The sequence below is a fragment of the Shewanella sp. 125m-7 genome (assembly GCF_052977045.1).
This window is the reverse complement of sequence record NZ_JBRILQ010000008.1, coordinates 134,956-153,569: the sequence shown is the minus strand read 5'-3', so window position 1 is coordinate 153,569 and position 18,614 is coordinate 134,956. Positions and strand designations below refer to the sequence as shown.

At 45.0% G+C, this 18,614-nt stretch carries 16 protein-coding genes; 2 read left to right on the top strand and 14 right to left on the bottom strand.

All coding sequences use genetic code 11. The annotated features are described in order from the left end of the window. Positions 1–116: 116 nt before the first annotated feature. The 12 genes from ACVBIL_RS06145 to asnS all read right to left on the bottom strand — a co-directional run bounded on the left by ACVBIL_RS06145 (position 117) and on the right by asnS (position 14,018). Complete coding sequence (locus tag ACVBIL_RS06145) at positions 117–464, bottom strand: hydrogenase maturation nickel metallochaperone HypA/HybF (RefSeq protein ID WP_447166101.1); 348 nt, start codon at positions 462–464, stop codon at positions 117–119. After that, the gene (hypE, locus tag ACVBIL_RS06140; protein WP_447166100.1) at positions 464–1,480 is read right to left on the bottom strand and encodes a hydrogenase expression/formation protein HypE; all 1,017 of its coding nucleotides are present in this window, start codon (positions 1,478–1,480) and stop codon (positions 464–466) included. Before hypE ends, ACVBIL_RS06145 begins: the two co-directional genes overlap by 1 nt. After that, positions 1,480–2,598 carry a hydrogenase formation protein HypD gene (hypD, locus tag ACVBIL_RS06135; RefSeq protein WP_447166099.1) on the bottom strand — a complete coding sequence of 373 codons (1,119 nt, stop codon included), beginning with the start codon at positions 2,596–2,598 and terminating at the stop codon, positions 1,480–1,482. The genes hypE and hypD overlap by 1 nt, the downstream gene beginning before the upstream one ends. Next, the gene (locus ACVBIL_RS06130) at positions 2,595–2,846 is read right to left on the bottom strand and encodes a HypC/HybG/HupF family hydrogenase formation chaperone (RefSeq protein ID WP_447166098.1); all 252 of its coding nucleotides are present in this window, start codon (positions 2,844–2,846) and stop codon (positions 2,595–2,597) included. The genes hypD and ACVBIL_RS06130 overlap by 4 nt, the downstream gene beginning before the upstream one ends. After that, a complete protein-coding gene (gene hypB, locus ACVBIL_RS06125; RefSeq protein ID WP_447166097.1) occupies positions 2,846–3,607 on the bottom strand; it encodes a hydrogenase nickel incorporation protein HypB in 762 nt (253 codons plus the stop codon). The genes ACVBIL_RS06130 and hypB overlap by 1 nt, the downstream gene beginning before the upstream one ends. A gap of 73 nt (positions 3,608–3,680) precedes the next feature. Continuing rightward, positions 3,681–6,182: a carbamoyltransferase HypF gene (locus ACVBIL_RS06120; RefSeq protein ID WP_447166096.1), complete on the bottom strand. Its 2,502-nt coding sequence runs from the start codon at positions 6,180–6,182 to the stop codon at positions 3,681–3,683. Between the two features lie 51 nt (positions 6,183–6,233). Beyond that, positions 6,234–8,015: a Kae1-like domain-containing protein gene (locus ACVBIL_RS06115; protein ID WP_447166095.1), complete on the bottom strand. Its 1,782-nt coding sequence runs from the start codon at positions 8,013–8,015 to the stop codon at positions 6,234–6,236. Further along, positions 8,002–8,559 carry a HyaD/HybD family hydrogenase maturation endopeptidase gene (locus ACVBIL_RS06110; protein ID WP_447166094.1) on the bottom strand — a complete coding sequence of 186 codons (558 nt, stop codon included), beginning with the start codon at positions 8,557–8,559 and terminating at the stop codon, positions 8,002–8,004. The genes ACVBIL_RS06115 and ACVBIL_RS06110 overlap by 14 nt, the downstream gene beginning before the upstream one ends. A 9-nt stretch (positions 8,560–8,568) precedes the next feature. Then, positions 8,569–9,237, bottom strand: coding sequence for a Ni/Fe-hydrogenase, b-type cytochrome subunit (gene cybH / locus ACVBIL_RS06105; RefSeq protein WP_447166093.1), 669 nt, complete (start codon positions 9,235–9,237; stop codon positions 8,569–8,571). A gap of 14 nt (positions 9,238–9,251) precedes the next feature. Further along, positions 9,252–10,955: a nickel-dependent hydrogenase large subunit gene (hyaB, locus tag ACVBIL_RS06100; protein ID WP_447166092.1), complete on the bottom strand. Its 1,704-nt coding sequence runs from the start codon at positions 10,953–10,955 to the stop codon at positions 9,252–9,254. Positions 10,956–10,957: 2 nt separating this feature from the next. Continuing rightward, entirely contained in the window at positions 10,958–12,094 is a 1,137-nt protein-coding gene (gene hyaA, locus ACVBIL_RS06095; RefSeq protein ID WP_447166091.1) for a nickel-dependent hydrogenase small subunit, read from the bottom strand. Between the two features lie 523 nt (positions 12,095–12,617). After that, entirely contained in the window at positions 12,618–14,018 is a 1,401-nt protein-coding gene (asnS, locus tag ACVBIL_RS06090) for an asparagine--tRNA ligase (protein ID WP_447166090.1), read from the bottom strand. Positions 14,019–14,169: 151 nt separating this feature from the next. Between asnS and ACVBIL_RS06085 the strand changes: the two genes are divergently transcribed. Continuing rightward, on the top strand, positions 14,170–14,505 hold the full coding sequence (locus ACVBIL_RS06085; protein ID WP_447166089.1) for a hypothetical protein: 336 nt from the start codon (positions 14,170–14,172) through the stop codon (positions 14,503–14,505). A gap of 64 nt (positions 14,506–14,569) precedes the next feature. On the opposite strand, the gene ACVBIL_RS06080 is transcribed toward ACVBIL_RS06085, so the two are convergent. Together ACVBIL_RS06080 and pabB are read right to left on the bottom strand one after the other, a co-directional pair. Further along, positions 14,570–15,148 carry a CoA pyrophosphatase gene (locus ACVBIL_RS06080; RefSeq protein WP_447166088.1) on the bottom strand — a complete coding sequence of 193 codons (579 nt, stop codon included), beginning with the start codon at positions 15,146–15,148 and terminating at the stop codon, positions 14,570–14,572. Positions 15,149–15,204: 56 nt separating this feature from the next. Further along, positions 15,205–16,755: an aminodeoxychorismate synthase component I gene (gene pabB / locus ACVBIL_RS06075; RefSeq protein WP_447166087.1), complete on the bottom strand. Its 1,551-nt coding sequence runs from the start codon at positions 16,753–16,755 to the stop codon at positions 15,205–15,207. A gap of 179 nt (positions 16,756–16,934) precedes the next feature. Between pabB and ACVBIL_RS06070 the strand changes: the two genes are divergently transcribed. Next, on the top strand, positions 16,935–18,455 hold the full coding sequence (locus tag ACVBIL_RS06070) for a fumarate hydratase (RefSeq protein ID WP_447166086.1): 1,521 nt from the start codon (positions 16,935–16,937) through the stop codon (positions 18,453–18,455). The last annotated feature ends 159 nt before the right edge of the window (positions 18,456–18,614 follow it).

Sequence of the window (18,614 nt, the reverse complement as noted above, 5' to 3'; positions counted from 1 at the left end):
AAATCCCCACCAGAATACTGGTAGGGATTATCTTTCATCTGCAGGATCGGTCAAGTCCTCTTAAACGATCGGCATTGGAACTTAACGTTCGGCTTTTTTATATCCATTTATGTCATTTACTCTTTTTCAAGCTCTAGCTGCATTAACATCATATCTTCACCATCAAGTACAGTGGTGTTTGTACTCTGACAATGGCTGCACATTACATTTCTTTGTTCATGCTCAGTATGACCACCACAAGTAGCGCAGCTGATGACTAAAGGTTGAATATTCATAATTAGAGAAGCGTCGCGACATATGCCTTCTAATTTGAACGTTTCAAAAGCCGTTTTCAGAAGTTCGGGTTCAACACCACTTAATACGCCTAATTTTATTACGACTTGGGTAATTTTTGTGGCGTCATTCGCGATAGCGTGTTGTTCACACTGTTCAATTAATGCAGTGACAATAGAATACTCGTGCACTAGCAGATCCTCGGCAGCAGTTCGCCCTGGGGTAAATCTAAGTAGCGGCTGCTGCCCCAAGGTGTATTGAGTACTACTTTTCCGGGCCTTTGCTCTGTTACTTCGCCAATTACCGCAGCGTGCTCACAGTGACCAAAGCGTTGCATTATTTCTAACGTTGCATCAGCACTCTTTTTGGGTACTGCGAGTATAAAGGTGCCTTCGTTAGCAAGATCTAATGCCTCAAAGCCGTATAACTCACAAAGGCCTTTGACTTCCTCACTTACCGGAACCGCTTCTTCTACAAGGTTAATACCGATATTTGATGCGCTGGCCCATTCATTAAGTACGGCCGATAGCCCACCACGGGTTGCATCTCGCATCGCATGGATCTCGATATTTGCCGCAATGAGTTGCTCAACAATCGGCCACAGCGTTGCACAATCACTTGTTAATTCAGACTCAAGCGATAAGCCTTCTCTCGCCATTAGGATTGCGGCGCCGTGCCGACCAATATCACGGGAGACAATAATCACATCATCAGCGACTAAATTTTTAACTGAGATGCCGCTATGTAAGATCCGGCCAACCCCAGTGGTGTTAATAAAAACGCCATCAGCACAACCTCGAGGCACGACTTTGGTGTCGCCACAAACAATACGAGCGCCTGAGCACTTAAGTTCGGTGGCCATGCTACTGACGATGGTTTTCAATTGATTAATCTCAAAACCTTCTTCAATAATAAAGCTACAGCTTAAATATTGTGGCTCTGCGCCCATCATCGCGAGATCGTTCACCGTGCCGGCGATAGATAATTTGCCAATATCTCCACCAGCAAAAAATAGCGGTGATACAGTAAAGGAGTCTGTTGTAAACGCGATTTTACCGTCAACATTGAGTACGGCTGCATCTTCTTCACTGCGTAAGATAGGGTTATCGAAGGCTTTAAAGAACAAATCTTTAATTAACCGATTCATCTCTTTGCCGCCACCACCGTGACTCAGTTGCACTCGTTTCTTGCTATTGAATTCACTCATTAGCTGACTCCATTGTATCGGTAATAAGCATTACACGCGCCTTCGGAGCTGACCATACAGCTACCAAGTGGGGTTTCAGGGGTACAGCCTCGACCAAAGACTTTACAGTCTTTAGGCTTACATAAGCCCCTTAAAATATCACCACACTGACAAGCTTTGTGGTCATCAATCTCTTGAGTGGGTAACTGTTTGGCGTAGATCAGTTCAGCGTCTCGGTGAGAAAACTGCTCTCTGAGCATGAGTGCAGAGTCTGCGATCGGGCCGAGCCCGCGCCAACGAAACTCTGGTCTGACAGTTAAGTACTTATCCACCATTGCCTGTGCGGTTAGGTTACCGTCTTCAGAAACCGAACGACTGTATTGATTCTCTAATCGCGCGCTTGCGGCAACTTTTTGCTTAACAATCATTAGAATTGACTGCATAACATCAACGGGCTCAAATCCTGAAATAACCAAAGGCGTGTGGTAGCTGGTTACGGCAGGGCGATAAACCTTGGCGCCACTGATAACGCTAACATGAGCGGGCCCAATAAACGCATTTACCTTAACGTTAGGATCCGCCATGACAGCATCGATAGCTGGGGGAACTAACACGTGGTTGATATGGAATAGCAGGTTATTTATGTTTCGCTTTTCTGCTTGGTCAATCAGCACTGCCGTCATGGGGGTAGACGTTTCAAAACCTATGGCAAAGAAAATCACGGTTTTATCTGGGTTATCCGTTGCAATCGTTAACGTATCTAAAGGATCATAAATCGGTCTTATATCACAGCCTTTGGCCCTAAATTCAGCCAGGCTGCCATGGGAGCCGGGTACGCGGATCATATCTCCAAGAGTGACTAATATTGTGCCTGGCAGGCTTGCGAGGGCTGCGGCATGATCAATGCGCTCCTTTGGCATAATGCAAACGGGGCAGCCTGGTCCATGGATGAATTCAATGTTGTCGGGCAGTAATTGATTTAAGCCATACTTCATTATGGTGTGAGTATGGCCGCCACATACTTCCATGATATTGATTTGACCTTCGACTTTAGCCGCCAAGGAGGTGATCTCTTTAGCGAGGGAGCGAATGACCTCGGGATCTCTAAAACCTTGGTAAAGCTGATTTAAGGCAATCATCCAGACTCCTTATCTTCTAGTTCAAGCTTCTCTATAATCTCCTGATACAGCGCCAGACTCTCCATGGCATCGTCCTTGTCAATTTTGTTCATGACAAAGCCGATATGGATAAGTACATAATCACCTATCTCAAGAGGATCGCTAATAAGGTGACTACTGACTTTGCGCTTAACGCCCATGGTATCGACCGTTACCGCTTGTTCATCTTGATGAACCGTTACAACCATAGAGGGAATAGAAAGACACATTAGGTTGTTACTCCTTTATGTCTTGAAAGCCAATCCGTGACTTGCGTTAGGGTTTGTGGTTCTTTTACAGATATTTGCATCAGCTCAACATGTGGATTGAGCTTTTTGAGTTGAGCGCGTGCTTCTTCAATACTAAAGTCAAAATACGGTAGCAGATCAGATTTAGTGATAAGTACCAGATCGGCACGGCGAAACATCACAGGGTACTTTTCTATCTTGTCGTCACCCTCTGGCACAGAAAGCAAAACAATATTTTTGTGAGTGCCAACATCGTAGCTTGCTGGGCAGACGAGGTTACCAACGTTCTCGACAAAGCAAATATCGAGAGCTGTAAAGTCGATATGATGCAGCGCACTGTGCACCATAAAAGCGTCTAAATGGCAGGCTGTACCGGTTTGGATCTGGTAGGCGTCAATTCCTTTCGCTTTAAGTCTATCGGCGTCTCTTGAGGTTTCTAGGTCGCCTTCGATTACCGCGTATTTTAGTTCGGTATGTTCATACAAATGCTCAAGTAAAGTCGTTTTGCCGCTACCTGGGCTACTCATAATGTTAAAGGCTGTAATACCTTTCGCCTCGAAATGCTCGCGGTTATGTTGAGCCTCTATGTCGTTTTTATCTAAGATCTTATGAATAACGGCGAGGGTAGTCTTGTCATTAAGCTGAGGATTACTCGCAAGATTATCATCGGCTTTAGCGTGCGAGTGGCCCGTATTTAAAAGATGATCATGACGGGTAATAGAACAGCCACAGTCTTGGCACATAGAAACTCCGTTTATTATTATGTTGTCTCATTGTCGACTACAGTTCCGTAATCGACCTTGATGTAAATCACCTTTATTGGTGTTTGCGGGTGACAGCTGTCACATTTACTCTAGGGTTGTGAATAGCATGCCACAACTGGCCTAGTGAAATTCCGGCATCATTGATTGGAACCTTATGACTTGAAAGCAGCTGATTGCCTTGGGCTAATAATTGTTTCTCACAACGCTCAAGTAGATATCGGTTTTGAAATACACCACCGCAAAGCACGATAGGAGTATCAAGGTAATCGTTAGCACATTCACACACCCAATTGCATAAGGTATCCATAAAGGCTTTTGCAATTACTGCGATGCGCTGTGGGGTGAGCGGCGCTTGGGTGACGGCTTCAACGATCTGTTGTATCAGCTCAGCGCTATCCCAAAGAGAATTTGATTGCTTACCAGCAAAGCTGATGGGCTTAATGGTTAGATCTGTTTTACTTGATGACATATTTGATGTGATGCTATCTGGGTCAACCACCGCGTCTTTGATATCAAAATTATTCAATTCAAAATCGTTAGTGACTCTGTTAGCAGCGGCTTCGATTAACATTCCGGCTTGGCCCTCATACTGAATGTCAGTAATAAGCCCAAGTGCAACAGCGACGGCATCAAATAATCTGCCCGCAGAGGACGTTCTAATGCTGGAGTTTGCCTGCCAAACCTTAACCAGATTATTAAACATGGTCGGTGAAAGCTCGGAAATCGCCGCAAGGTTAAGGCGTTTTATCTCTTGTGGTGAATATTTTTCAAGTAAAATTGATAATAATAGCCGTACAGGTTGCTTGATAGCTTGTTCACCGCCAATAAGCGCAAAGCTTGTAAGGCTTTTAATACGTTGATACTGGTTAACGTCACAAAACAGTACCTCACCACCCCATAATGTATTGTCATCTCCTAGGCCTGTGCCATCAAAACTAAAGCCCAGCACAGGCGTTGTGAGCTTGTTGGCGGCCATGACACTTAACACGTGGGCATAGTGATGTTGCACCGTATTTGTGTTGCTAATCGCTTGGGTTCTGGCCCATCGGCTGGTTGTATAGTCAGGATGGCTGTCATGAACGAGTGTACTTGCACTAAAGCCGTATAATCTTGTGAATGTATCGAGTGTATGATGAAAATACTCTTCGGCTTCGATGGAGACGAGATCGCCAATATGAGGGCTAACAAACAGGTTATGTTCAAAACCAAAACTGATACTGTTTTTTTGCTGTGCCCCTAAAGCCAGTATGTTCTCTGCTAGCGGCTGCTCGCGATAAAAAGAAAGTGGCGCATAACCGCGCGCTAAGCGCAAAACCTGTAACTTGTCATTTATCAGCTGCACCACGCTATCGTCACAGCCATTTAAGATAGGTCTGTCGTGGTCTAAAATATTATCGACAACATGAGAAAGCTTGCTTTTAATCGCGTCGCTATGAATGATAATAGGCTCGCCTGCAAGGTTTGCACTGGTCATGACTAAAGGCCGTTTAACGCCACTGAGTAATAACTGGTGTAAAGGGGTGTACGGTAGAAATATCCCAAGCCTATCGATATCCGGTGCAACTAAGTGGCTAAGCGTTAGTGCAGGCTTTAATGTCGGCTCGAGTGCCTGCTCCCATTGGTGAGTAGGCTCGGATTGAACATTTGCAGCTTGCTTAAGCTTGCTATTGGGGGCTAGTGTTTTGCGCATCACAGCTTTACGCATTAGCGTAATAGGGCGCTCAGCACTATTAAGGATTTGCCACTCGGCCTCACTGCCAGTAACGAGTTGGCTTGCGGCATCAATATTTTCCACCATCACAGCAAAAGGTTTGGTTGGGCGGCATTTTCGCTGGCGCAGTAATCTAACACTTTGATCGTTGCTAGCATCACAGACCAGATGAAACCCACCAACGCCTTTAATCGCTAATATCTTGCCTTCAATCAGCGCGTTAATGGCATCCTCAAGTGCAGAGTCTTTGGTACTTAGCTGTGTTAGGTCGGCCTTTGTGAAACTTAATTGCGGCCCGCACTTAGGGCAACTGACAGGCTGTGCATGGTAGCGCCTATCCATAGGATCTAGATAGGCGCGCTCACACTCTTCGCACATTTTAAAGCTTGCCATTGCGGTATTGGGTCTATCGTAAGGTAGCGCATTGATCAGTGAATATCGTGGGCCACAATTAGTGCAATTGGTGAACGGGTATCGATAATGGCGATTACTTGCATCGGCAATATCGTCCAAGCAGTCTTTGCAAGTGCATTTATCCGATGATACGGCAACAGCGGCAGGACTGTCTTTTTCGCTATGGACAATGCTAAAGCCATGACATAGTTCGATAGTTGAAATAGGAGTCACATCGATATTGTCGATGCGCGCAAGTGGGGGAGGTTGCTGGTGAAAAGCGGCTTCAAACCGGGTTAGATCAGCTAGGGGGCCTTGCACTTCTATGGTGACCCCTTCACTGTTATTAAGCACGCTACCGGTTAAGTTGAGCTCATGAGCTAAACGGTAAACATAGGGCCGAAAACCGACACCTTGAACGATGCCGGTGATCTTTATATGTAAACGCATTTTAGTCAGATTATTAGTCTTATTGTTAGTGATGGATATTGTCATCAGGCCTTAGTGTCTACGCTGTTTAAGGTACAGGGCGCCAGCGGCGAGGTTTACTCCATCGAGATCCATTTGCGAATTAGTATTGAGGGTAAAGTTTTTACCCAGGCGTAGAGCGACTCTTTGCGCTAATACTTCATTTGCAAAACTGTTACCAGCGATCACCACAGATTTAATACTGATATTTTGATCTAAGTGCTCAATCCAATTACAAATATAATCGGCAAAAGAGTCGTGCATACCAAAGGCAAGTTTATCGATATTATCCGCTTCAGCGAGCCTAAAGCTGATAATCGTGCCCAATGTTTTACACCAGTTTAGACTTCTAAACGCTTCGCCTCTTGTTAACGGGAAATCAATCCTAGGCGCATTGGCTCCCTTGTGGCACATGGCGCGAGCAACGACAAAGTCACAAAGTTCGGTTTTGCTTAATGGCGCTGTTGTATTTGCGGACGTCCTTGGTTGTAAATGACGTGCAGCACCAAGAAAGACGGCAGCAATGGCCCACAAAGACTCAATATTATTGGTCGGTTGTGCTAGTTTTAACGATAACAGTTTCAAGTAATCATCAGGATATTGAGTTTTAAATTTATCCAACAAGGATTTCTGTGGTGATAACTCTAGCTGATGCACTATGTCATAGCCGTTGTCGGGCATGCTTGGGAACTCAAAGAATAATTCAACTTGTTGCTTGCCGTCTAACGTCACTATTTGGGTGCTACTTGAGTGACTGAAGTACAAGGCTGCTACGTACTTGGGCTTCTTTTCAGCAATGGTTGCACTATGCAGTGCACAACTCGCGGCGTTACTTATTGGCGTTATCGCATTATTTTCAGTAACACTTGGCTCATTTAAGCCGATTTCAACATGGCTATTAGCCCAGCGAGCACTATAATTTCCAGCCTGTGCATCATCATGTAATGGTTGGCGCGCCGCGTCGACGACCTGCGTTTGGCTTGATGGCGGTGTTTGGATAAGCGACCATTTTGCTTCAACCATGGCAATTTTAGGGTTATGGCTGTTCGCAATATAAAGATAATCGATACCTTGTTGCCTAAGGATTTCACCGATCACCAGTAACAAACGCGATTGTGCAAAACTTATCTCGTATAAAGGTTGCTTTAGTCGAGGGTGATTGTTGATAGGTCGCGTTTTAATAAGCGGTTTTTCGATACTTGAAAGAGCCAATATTTGACTATCGTTAACTGAGAAGTGGGCGTGTAGATTATTGGGATTACAGATCACTAACTGTTGACGAGCTTCGATAGGTTGGTTGGCGATAGGCTTAAAACTAATAATGGGGCCCGCCCCAATGCTATCGCTTGGCAGTTCTATAGCACCTAACTTATCGAGCTTTTGTACTAAGGCTCGCGCGTCGCTTAACGAAACAGCTTGCTCGATAGGAGAGATGCGAGTGTGAGCATGGCAGCAGGGGCAGTGAAAGCCAATGTGACCAAAATGTGCAGCTTGGTTATCACCAAACTGAGGTTGGCAATGCTGACAATATTCAAGTTCCAGTTTCGCTTCTGGGAGCAGTTTTTTTGTGCCTATAGGCTTTTCAATCGCTATAATTTGAGGCTTCACAAGCCAAGCTGAAATCAAGAAGTCTTGAGCGATGGCATCGGCAAGTTGTTCAAGTTGTGCTTGCTCACCTTGAGCCTCAATATAGTAAAGATTATCGTTTTTTCCTATGGTTACGTCATATTGCTCATTTTGTAGGTATTGATTACAGAGGTGCCCATAAAAGGGCACTTCTCGGGTACATTTAAACTCAAATCTAATATTCTTCATCTGAAGTTAAGCCTCGTTTGTAGGAATCGGGAATAAGGCTGTTGATATCAATGTTTGCAAAGCGTTGATGAGTAAATCCTAGTGAGTCCAAATGACGCATGAGGGTTTTTTCCATCAAAGGCACCGCTGCTTGGATCTGTTCAGTCAATCCGAGTATCATAGGCTCTAGCACGGTGGGTGTTACACCTAATACGAAGGTTTTTGGTCTGTCGCCAACCATTTCCATCATAATAAGCGTTTGCAGCATCTCAACTTCATGAGCACTGCCTTGCCAATCAATTTCAGCTGGCGCGTTATCAAAATCAAAAAAGTAGACTTCTCCTGGGGCAACACCATTTGCATTTACGGTGTCAACGACGATGAGATAGTCATATTTACAAAGTGTTGGGATAAGTCCTTGGGCAAGTGTTCCACCGTCAAGTAAGTCGAGTTGATCTACTGGATGGTGGAAGCGATAGTTTTCTTGGATATAATTGACGAAATGTACGCCGATGCCCTCATCGGCGTACAGGACATTGCCAATACCAAGTAGCAATATCTTCATGTTTTCCTTTTATTTTTTCTTATGGTAGTCGTAACCTGAGACAATAGAGTCTACAGAGTTATGTTTAAAACGAATGCCTGACCAAACTGCCATATACACGTGTATTACCACAAAGATGATAAATACCCAGGTAAGGTAGTGATGCCAGAGTCGCACCGGTGCTAATCCACCCATCATTGCGGTGACCCAACTCGCCATGCCGCTAAGCATGCCACCTAGACCTTCATGGTACACATTGGCATATAAGACTAGGCCTGTAATGCAGATCAATAACGCAACCACTGATATTGCAAAGTAAGTCACGAACTGCAGTGGACCATAAACCCCAGCTTTGTCTAAATGTCCCATCCATAGGTAAGACTTAAGCTGAGTGATCCAGCTCTTTAAACTCATTACGTCTTTAAACGAACGACGTTCGATATCACTCTTACCAAAAAAGAACAGATAAGCGCGGACTATAGTGATCGCGACTAACACAAAGCCAAAGATCTGATGAGCTGCACGAATATAGCCTTGTACTAATATGTCGGAACTTTCTGGCGCGACTAAAAATGGCCAGGAAATATAAAATCCTGTGACAATTAATACCAAGATGGCTAAGGCTCTTAGCCAGTGAAATATTCTTATCGCAGCACCAAAAATCAGTTCCCTTTGGTAGAGCGCAGATTGAGTAGCCATGCTATCCCCCTTGATTAGAATCCGTTGGGATCAATTTTAAATTCACCGAGGTTTTGTCCCTTGTAGTCCATCACGTGCACCGCGCACGCCATACAAGGATCAAATGAGTGAATTATGCGGATAACTTCTAAAGGCTTGGTAGGATCTTCAAGTTGCAAGCCGATAAGCGAGGCTTCATAAGGTCCCATTTTACCCTCTGCATCAATCGGTCCAGCATTCCAAGTTGTTGGCACCACAGCTTGATAGTTTTCAACCTTGCCACCTTTAATTCGGATCCAGTGACTGAGCATGCCGCGTGGCGCTTCAATCATGGAGTGGCCTACGTATTCTTTGCTTGAGTCCATTTCTGGTTTCACATAGGTCGTTTCATCAGACTGCATGTTGATTAACATGGCATCGAAGGTTTTTAATCCTTCTTGTGCAACGATAACGGTTTGCAGCATACGTGCGGCGGTGCGGCCGAGCGTCGTAAACAATGCTTCAACAGGCAGGCCTGTGGCTTCTAGCAAACCATTAACGGCATCGACAACAACCTGATTGCCGCGAGCGTAGCTGACTAATAAGCAGGCCAGAGGACCGACCTCAACAGGCTCTCCGTTATAACGTGGAGACTTAACCCAAGAGTATTTTCCATCGCCATCAATCGTCGGTAACTTACCGTAAACCGTCTCTCTTTCTACAAAGCCGGTATAATCAGGAATCGTTGTACCGTCATACGGATGTTGAGGCGCATCCGCCTTATACCACGCATGTGTCACATCTTCTTCGATCATATCTGGATCTAAGTCTGTCACATTGCCAAGATCGCCATTCATGATCACGCCTTGGTTAAACATGTACTGGCCGTCACCCACCAAGAAATCGTCGGTTGCCATGAAGTTTTTGATGTTTACACCACCTAGAACACTTGGCTCAGAGCCAAAGGCTGCAGCGGCCATGACGATGTCAGCCTTATATGCACGAATGATGAAATCATTAACGAACTCATGTTTCTGCTTCCACTCTTGTAAGCGTGCAGGGCTAAGCATGTCGCGTACAGAGGTCACTCCACCCACTACAACGGATTGAGGATGTGGTGATTTTCCGCCGAATATAGCTAACATCTCAGCGGCTACACGTTGCACTTCTAATGCTTTTAGATAGTGAGACAGGGCAATAAGGTTTTGCTCTGGTGTAAACCTGTAGGTACCGTTGCCCCAATAGGCATTGGCAAAAGGCCCAAGCTTTCCTGTTGCTACGAGTCCTGCAACCCGTTCTTGAACGGCTCTGAGATCGCCTTCACCAGCAGCGATAGGATTCTCGGTATACTTAAGGGCTTCTTGGGCTGCAAGTGCAGGGTCGGCACTCAGTGCTGAAACAACATCAACCCAATCTAGACCGTGCAGGTGGTAAAAATGGACAATATGGTCATGCATGTACAGAGAGGTTTGCATCAAGCTTCGAAGGTACTTTGCGTTAAGCGGAATTTGAACCCCTAGCGCATTCTCAACCGCTTCAGTACCACAGCGATAATGCGAGTAGGTACATACACCACAAATTCTTTGTACGATTAAGCCGACATCCATGGGGGTACGGCCTTTAAGGATCACTTCAATACCGCGCCATAAAGTTGATGATGACCACGCTTTAGTAATTACATTGTTTTCGTCGACTTCGACTTCTACTCGTAGATGTCCTTCAATACGAGTGATTGGATCTATGACTACACGTTTGCTCATGATTATTCCTCTTCAGGTTTGGCAAAAATACTGGCAACAGCATGTGCGCCAATTCCGACAACAGTTGCACCAAGAATGACGGCACCAACAGTGTCTGAGGTGGCATCAAGGCTATGCAATTCTTGCCTTCCCAAGGGTTTTTCAAAGTCTGCCATATCATCCCAGAAGTTTGGCTCAGAGCAGCCAATACAACCGTGACCTGCAAGTACTGGCCAGCTCGTATGGTGATTAAATCGCTCTGTTGGGCAGTTGTTGTAGGTATAAGGGCCTTTGCAACCAACCTTATATAAACAGTAGCCATCCTTCGCGCCTTGATCGCCAAACTCTTCAACGAACTCACCCGCATCAAAACGACCACGACGTTCACAGTTATCATGGACTCGAGCACCGTATGCCCACTTAGGGCGGTTGAACATATCTAGAGCCGGTAACTTGCCAAACATAATGAAGTACATCAGTGTGCCGACGATATTTTTCTCACTTGGCGGGCAACCACCAAGGTTGATAACAGTTCTATCAACCACTTCATAAACACCTTTTGCGCCAGTAGGGTTAGGCGCAGCGGCTTGAATACCACCGAAGGCTGCACAGGTACCGACAGATATAATGGCGGCGGCGCCTTCTGCTGCTTGTTTAACAATGTGCATTCCGGTGTGGCCTTTACAGCCAACGGTTAAGTAAGCACCATTATTTGCGGTCGGTACTGCACCTTCAACAGCCAGCAAGTAGTTACCTTTGTAGGCTTCTAACGCATGCTCAAGGTTCTCTTCTGCTTGCCAACCCGCAGCAGCCATTAAGGTTTCATGGTATTCAAGAGAAACGTAATCAAAGATCAATGTATCTAAATTAGGGGTATCTGTGCGGATGAGGGATTCTGAACAGCCTGTGCACTCGGCCATATGTAACCAAATGAGTGGCACTCTGTCGGCAAGTTCTGCAGCTTCTGCAACTAAAGTACTGAAGGGGAGAGGTAAGGCGAGCATTGCCGTTACTGCTGCGCTCCATTTCATAAAGTCACGGCGACTAATGCCGTTTTGTTGCATTTTTTGTTGCAGCGTTTCACCATTGCGAGGTTCTAGCTTGCGAAGTTGCTCTATTCGTGCCAAACCTTGCTGATAAAGGGCTTCATGTGTTTCCATGGTTAAACCTTTTTTTTGTTTATAAGGAGTGTGTTCAACGAAAACAGTCTAGGCCTCAAAAAGCAGCTCATTATTGATATGCGTCAAGCTTTGCCGACCTTTGAGCCATAATACCTAGTACAGTTTCTACTCACTTGAGCTAGATCATTAAAGTACGGTTGATAGGGACAAAATGACCCGCGATATTGCAATAGGTGATCTAAGTCACATCTTTTGGGTGGGTTTCTTATTAACAATGCCTTAACTAAGCTAGTGCTTATAAATAGTTGATTTATAGCAAGGCGAGCTTACTTATCAAAAGTAACGTTAAGAGTATGTGACAAGAAATGGCCTTGCTAGAAAGGTTATTAGCAGAGGGGGCGGGAGTTTTATACTGATAACGCCAATCATATAGTTAGTACGATTGGTATTAAAGCGAGGCATAAACATAAAACGAGATATAGAGATGGTCGTGATTTATGGCATAAAAAAAGCCTCTCAAAATGAGAGGCTTAGTGCCTAGCGTAAATCTGCTCTATTTTGCTTAGAAATTAGCAGACTTAGGTGAGCGCGGGAATGGGATCACATCACGGATATTAGCAACACCAGTAACATAAGAAACCAAACGCTCGAAACCTAGGCCGAAACCTGCGTGAGGCACGGTGCCATAACGACGCAGATCACGATACCACCAGTAGTCTTCTTGACTTAGGTTCATTTCAGCAAGACGTGCATCAAGTACGTCTAAACGCTCTTCACGTTGAGCACCACCGATGATTTCACCAATGCCAGGTGCTAATACGTCCATTGCTGCAACCGTTTTACCGTCGTCATTTAAGCGCATATAGAAGGCTTTAATGTCTTTCGGGTAGTTCTTAACAACAACTGGTGCTTTAAAATGCTCTTCTGCAAGATAACGTTCGTGCTCAGAGTGTAAGTCGATACCCCATTCAACGTCATACTCAAAGTCTTTACCACAAGCTTTAAGAATTTCGATTGCATCGGTGTAATCAATTTGCGCGAAATCACTGCTCACGAAAGCTTCTAGACGTTCAATGGCAGTTTTCTCAACACGTTGAGCGAAGAATTCAAGATCGTCACGACGTTCTTCAAGTACAGCTTTAAAGCAATACTTCAGCATATCTTCAGCAAGTTTCGCTGCGTCATCAAGATCAGCAAAAGCCACTTCTGGCTCAACCATCCAAAACTCGGCTAAGTGACGGCTAGTGTTTGAGTTCTCAGCGCGGAATGTAGGACCAAAAGTGTAGACCTTTGATAATGCACAGGCATAAGTCTCAGCATTTAGCTGGCCTGAAACCGTAAGAAAAGACTCTTTACCGAAGAAGTCTTCGCCATAATCAACCGTACCCTTATCAGTACGTGGCAAGTTCTCTAGATCTAAAGTCGATACACGGAACATTTCACCAGCGCCTTCGGTATCAGAAGCTGTGATTAGTGGTGTAGATACCCAGATATAACCTTGCTCGTGATAAAAGCGGTGAATTGCTTGTGATAAACAGTTACGCACACGAGCCACGGCGCCAATAATATTGGTACGTGGGCGTAGGTGAGCAAGTTCACGTAGATATTCAATTGAGTGGCGCTTAGCAGCCATTGGATAAGTATCAGGATCTTCAACTAAGCCAGCGACTTCAACTTTGGTCACTTGCATCTCAAATGCTTGACCTTGGCCTGGAGACTCAACAACCTCACCAGTCATGACGACAGAGCAACCAGCTGTAAGCTTTAACACTTCGTTGGTGTAATTTTCTAGATTATTTGGCACAACACCCTGAATAGGGTCGAAACATGAACCATCATAAACAGCTAGGAATGAAATTCCTGCTTTAGAATCGCGACGGGATCTAACCCAGCCACGTACTGTGATTTGCGAACCAATCGCAAAGTCACCTTTAAACACAGAAGCGACAGATGTAATGCTCATTGTTGCTTAGTTCTCCAACGAAACGTTTTTGTAAATAATTTGGACGTTTATATTACCTGTATAATCGCTTTTCTCAAGGGGAAAGTAGAGTATCTTAGTGTCTAAATTGGTATTCTGACGACAATCATGACAAAAACTACGGATAGCCAGCATGAATAGAGCAAATTTTTTTCAATTTCTCCTGTCCGCACTGTCGATTATTGGCTGGTCGTTGGCTATTTATGCGCTAATGCTATTTGATAAAGCTAGGCCAGATACGGCGATTGGTTATTATCAAAGCCATGGTGCCTCAGTGAGATTAGAATGGGATCCCAGCCAAACCGTCTTGTTAGAGCACATTATTTGGGTGTGTGCGGCGTTAAGTTTTGTAAACTTAGGGTTTAATTTTTATATATCGCGGCATAGCAAAATTGGCTGGTGGGTAAACATTCCGCTGTTATTCCTATGTTCGTTAGCGGCAGGCCTCTATATTCGTTTTGTTGTATAGACTTGTATCGCGCTCTTTAGAATTGTATAACGTGATATAAGCTTATTTGAGGTTATTTATACCGTTATAGTGGCTTACTGCTAAGTTGTCTGCACAGAAGATCGATCATCGCCGCAGTCGCTCCCCAGATAAAATGCTGCTTATAGGGAATAAAGTGAACTGGGTATTGGATGCCTTTACGACTAAATCTTTGTGTATGGCGGTTGTGAGCATGCATCAAGAAAGATATCGGCACCGTGAAATACTCATCAACTTCTCCGGGATCGATAATCGGTGTAAATGTGTGTTTAACAATGCCAACAAAGGGAGTGATTTCAAAACCAGTAAAGGTTTTATGGGGCGGCAACGCGCCAATCACCTCTACATTACTGCTTAACAACCCTATTTCTTCTTCGGCTTCCCTCAGGGCGGTAGCCTGATAGCTTGAGTCTGATTGCTCAACCTTACCGCCCGGAAAGCTAATCTGCCCGGGGTGAGCGCGAAGATGCGTGGGCCTGCGGGTCAATATTAACTCGAGTCTGTTATCTATTTCATGAAGCGCGATTAACACTGCCGCTTGGCGAAGCTCATGATCCAGTTCGATTAAATCTAGTTCTGGTAAAGCATTAAGATTATATCTCAGTCTAAACTCTACCAGATCCATTGAATATCCTTATGGGTCGCATTAAATCACGATGGCTAAAACTGTTATGACGAAAATTAACGATTGAGTGAGGACAATACCGGCAGTATACGGCTCACTTTATCAAAGCTTTCTTGATACTCAGCATTAACTTGTGAGTCAGCGACGATACCTCCACCGGCCCAACAGTAGATGACACCTGTGTTGGGCAAGTCTGCCGCTAAGTGACCCGTCAGCGTAGCTTGGTCTCTTTGAGCGACTAAACTGCGAATAGTAATACTTGTATCCATAGTTCCGTCTTGGCTGATATAGCCGATAGAACCACAATAGAGGCTTCTCCTTGAGGGTTCAAGCTCTTCAATAATTGACATTGCGCGTATTTTTGGTGCCCCAGTGATTGACCCACCCGGAAAGCATGCCTTTAATAGATCGGTTGGCTTTAACCCTAGTTTTAGTTTCGCCGTTACCGTACTGACAAGGTGATGCACCGCTGGGAAGCTTTCAACCTCAAAGATATGTGGCACAGTAACGCTACCAGGCGCGGCAACTTTGCCGATATCATTACGAAGTAAGTCGACGATCATTAAATTCTCGGCGCGATCTTTCTCTGACGCCTTTAACTGCTGAGCAAGCTCAAGATCTCGTTTAGCTTCTGTAGATCTTGGCATAGTACCTTTAATCGGCTTAGTTTGAATGTCACCATTGTTAAGCTGAATAAAACGCTCTGGCGAGATAGACAATAGGGCATGTGTCTCTAAGCGAATAAACGCCGAAAATGGTGCACCATTGGTTTCTCGTAGCGCCTTATATGCTTGCCATTCGTTGCCTGTGTAAGTTGCACTAAAGCGCTGAGTCAGATTAATTTGATAACAATCTCCGCTAAGAAGATACGCTTGCACCTCTGCAAACTTTTCCCTATAAGCCTGCTCAGTAAGCTGATTTTGCCATTGACTGGTTAATGTAAAAAGGCTGCGATTTAGCGGGGAGCTCAAAAGCGGATGCTGTGCTTGTTGGAGATGCTGGCACTTATTGGTTTCAAGTGGCAGGTTTGAGCTAATCAGCTGGTTTAATCTAGTTTCTAGTGCATCTAATGCTTGTTGTGATTGATAGTGGACGAGATCCCAGCACTGACTCTTATTGTCAAAAATAAGGGCCCAGTCATAGCAGCCTAGATTCATCTCTGGCAGCGCAATATCCTTGTTGGCGATCTCGGGTATAGTCTCAATGCCACGACCTAGATCATAACTAAAGCTACCCATCACGCCGCCACTAAAAATAAAAGGGCTGTGTTTTTCAGTTGGGTAATACTCTGATATTAGATCGTTTAATTGGCAAAAGGGATCGCGATTAGAAACTGATTGAGCGGTGTTTTTTGAGGCAACACTCGCTAATGTGAATAAGGCTTGTCTGTCACTTGAGCGAGTAATCGTGGTTGATTGTCCTTGAGTCACAATCGTTGCGACGGGCTCGGCACAGATCACATCACACTTTGCATCAAGGTGATCTGCATTGGCAGAATCGAGCAAAATAGCCCAAGGGGTATCCGAAAAATGTTCAAACACTTGTGTTGTGCTTAAATTCCAATCAAGACGCTTATAAAAAACTGCATTTTGCGCCAATTTGTTCATCTATTAACCCTATCTAAAATGTGATGTTTAACTCAAAGTCGCGAAAGAGTATCATATTGCTTACACAAGTAATAAAAACAAAACACGTGAGCGTTAATGGCGACTGGAGTTATCCATACATAGCAATTGTTAGTGTGATTTCAGCCGATTAATAAGCGTCTGCTAAAAAGGAAGTGTCTGTGAGCAAAGAAGTCCCTGTAATCAAGCAAGCCGATCTCATTGAAAGCGTTGCTGATGCCCTACAATATATCTCTTATTATCATCCAAAAGACTTTGTCGATGCGATGGCCGAAGCTTACGAACGTGAGCAAAGTGCAGCAGCTAAAGATGCAATCGCGCAAATTCTTATCAATTCTCGTATGTCAGCCGAAGGAAAGCGACCACTATGCCAAGATACGGGTATTGTGACTTGTTTTGTTAAAATCGGTATGGGCGTTCAATGGGATAAGACGGACTTAACGGTTCAAGAAATGGTAGATGAAGGTGTACGCCGCGCTTATACCAACCCAGATAACCCACTACGAGCATCAATTGTTGCCGATCCTGCTGGTGGCCGTAACAATACCAAAGACAATACCCCATCAGTTGTGCATGTTGAGATGGTACCGGGTAATCACGTTGACGTGGCAATTGCGGCCAAGGGCGGCGGCTCTGAAAACAAGTCTAAAATGGCAATGCTAAATCCCTCTGATGATATTGCAGCTTGGGTAGAGAAGACCCTGCCAACTATGGGGGCGGGTTGGTGCCCACCGGGTATGCTGGGCATAGGTATCGGCGGCACCGCAGAAAAAGCTGCGGTTATGGCAAAAGAGTCATTAATGGATCCAGTCGATATTCATGAGCTGCAAGCTCGCGGCGCGGTAACCACTGATGAGAAATTGCGTTTGGATATCTTTGAGCGTTCAAACAAGCTAGGTATTGGTGCACAAGGTCTTGGCGGCGTAACAACCGTACTTGATATCAAAATCAAATCGGCGCCAACACACGCAGCGTCAAAACCGGTCGTTATGATCCCGAACTGCGCCGCGACCCGTCATGTTCATTTCCATCTAGATGGGACAGGTCCTGCTGATTTAAGTCCCCCGTCTTTAGAAGACTGGCCTGAAATTACCTGGGAAGTGGGCGAAAGTGTGCGCCGCGTAGACTTAAACACTGTGACTCAAGCTGAGATGGAACAGTGGAAGAGTGGTGACACGCTACTGCTAAACGGCAAAATGCTTACCGGTCGTGATGCGGCTCATAAACGTATTCAAAGCCTGATTGAAAGCGGCGAAGGATTACCTGAAGGCGTCGATTTTAAGGGTAAGTTTATCTACTACGTTGGCCCGGTTGATCCGGTTGGCGACGAGGTTGTTGGTCCTGCAGGCCCCACAACGGCAACGCGCATGGACAAATTCACCGATCTGATGCTCGATAAAACCGGACTGATGGGAATGATAGGTAAGGCTGAGCGTGGCCCTGCGACAGTAGAGTCTATTAAGCAGCATAAATCATGCTATTTGATGGCGGTTGGTGGCGCTGCGTACCTAGTATCTAAAGCAATTAAGAAATCTCGTGTTGTTGCTTTTGAAGACTTAGGTATGGAAGCTATCTATGAATTTGATGTAAAAGATATGCCTGTGACTGTTGCCGTAGATTCTGAAGGCGTTAACGCCCATGAAACGGGCCCGGCAATCTGGAAAGTTAAACTAGAAGGCTAAGCTAGAATCTTAGCGGTATGCGATTTCCCAATCGATGTAAATTACGCTAATGGATAAATAAGAATGGTTTAGGCGTATTGCCTAAGCCATTTATTTTGGCTAATGTGACCAGCATCTAGCTAAAGATACGGCCAGCATATAGTCGGTAGTATCAATCAC

What these genes read in the sequence shown, in the direction of transcription:
- hypE (WP_447166100.1), bottom strand. Translation starts at nt 1,480, where the DNA reads ATGAGTGAATTCAATAGCAAGAAACGAGTGCAACTGAGTCACGGTGGT.
- hypD (WP_447166099.1), bottom strand. Translation starts at nt 2,598, where the DNA reads ATGATTGCCTTAAATCAGCTTTACCAAGGTTTTAGAGATCCCGAGGTC.
- ACVBIL_RS06130 (WP_447166098.1), bottom strand. Translation starts at nt 2,846, where the DNA reads ATGTGTCTTTCTATTCCCTCTATGGTTGTAACGGTTCATCAAGATGAA.
- hypB (WP_447166097.1), bottom strand. Translation starts at nt 3,607, where the DNA reads ATGTGCCAAGACTGTGGCTGTTCTATTACCCGTCATGATCATCTTTTA.
- ACVBIL_RS06120 (WP_447166096.1), bottom strand. Translation starts at nt 6,182, where the DNA reads ATGCGTTTACATATAAAGATCACCGGCATCGTTCAAGGTGTCGGTTTT.
- ACVBIL_RS06115 (WP_447166095.1), bottom strand. Translation starts at nt 8,015, where the DNA reads ATGAAGAATATTAGATTTGAGTTTAAATGTACCCGAGAAGTGCCCTTT.
- ACVBIL_RS06110 (WP_447166094.1), bottom strand. Translation starts at nt 8,559, where the DNA reads ATGAAGATATTGCTACTTGGTATTGGCAATGTCCTGTACGCCGATGAG.
- cybH (WP_447166093.1), bottom strand. Translation starts at nt 9,237, where the DNA reads ATGGCTACTCAATCTGCGCTCTACCAAAGGGAACTGATTTTTGGTGCT.
- hyaB (WP_447166092.1), bottom strand. Translation starts at nt 10,955, where the DNA reads ATGAGCAAACGTGTAGTCATAGATCCAATCACTCGTATTGAAGGACAT.
- hyaA (WP_447166091.1), bottom strand. Translation starts at nt 12,094, where the DNA reads ATGGAAACACATGAAGCCCTTTATCAGCAAGGTTTGGCACGAATAGAG.
- asnS (WP_447166090.1), bottom strand. Translation starts at nt 14,018, where the DNA reads ATGAGCATTACATCTGTCGCTTCTGTGTTTAAAGGTGACTTTGCGATT.
- ACVBIL_RS06085 (WP_447166089.1), top strand. Translation starts at nt 14,170, where the DNA reads ATGAATAGAGCAAATTTTTTTCAATTTCTCCTGTCCGCACTGTCGATT.
- ACVBIL_RS06080 (WP_447166088.1), bottom strand. Translation starts at nt 15,148, where the DNA reads ATGGATCTGGTAGAGTTTAGACTGAGATATAATCTTAATGCTTTACCA.
- pabB (WP_447166087.1), bottom strand. Translation starts at nt 16,755, where the DNA reads ATGAACAAATTGGCGCAAAATGCAGTTTTTTATAAGCGTCTTGATTGG.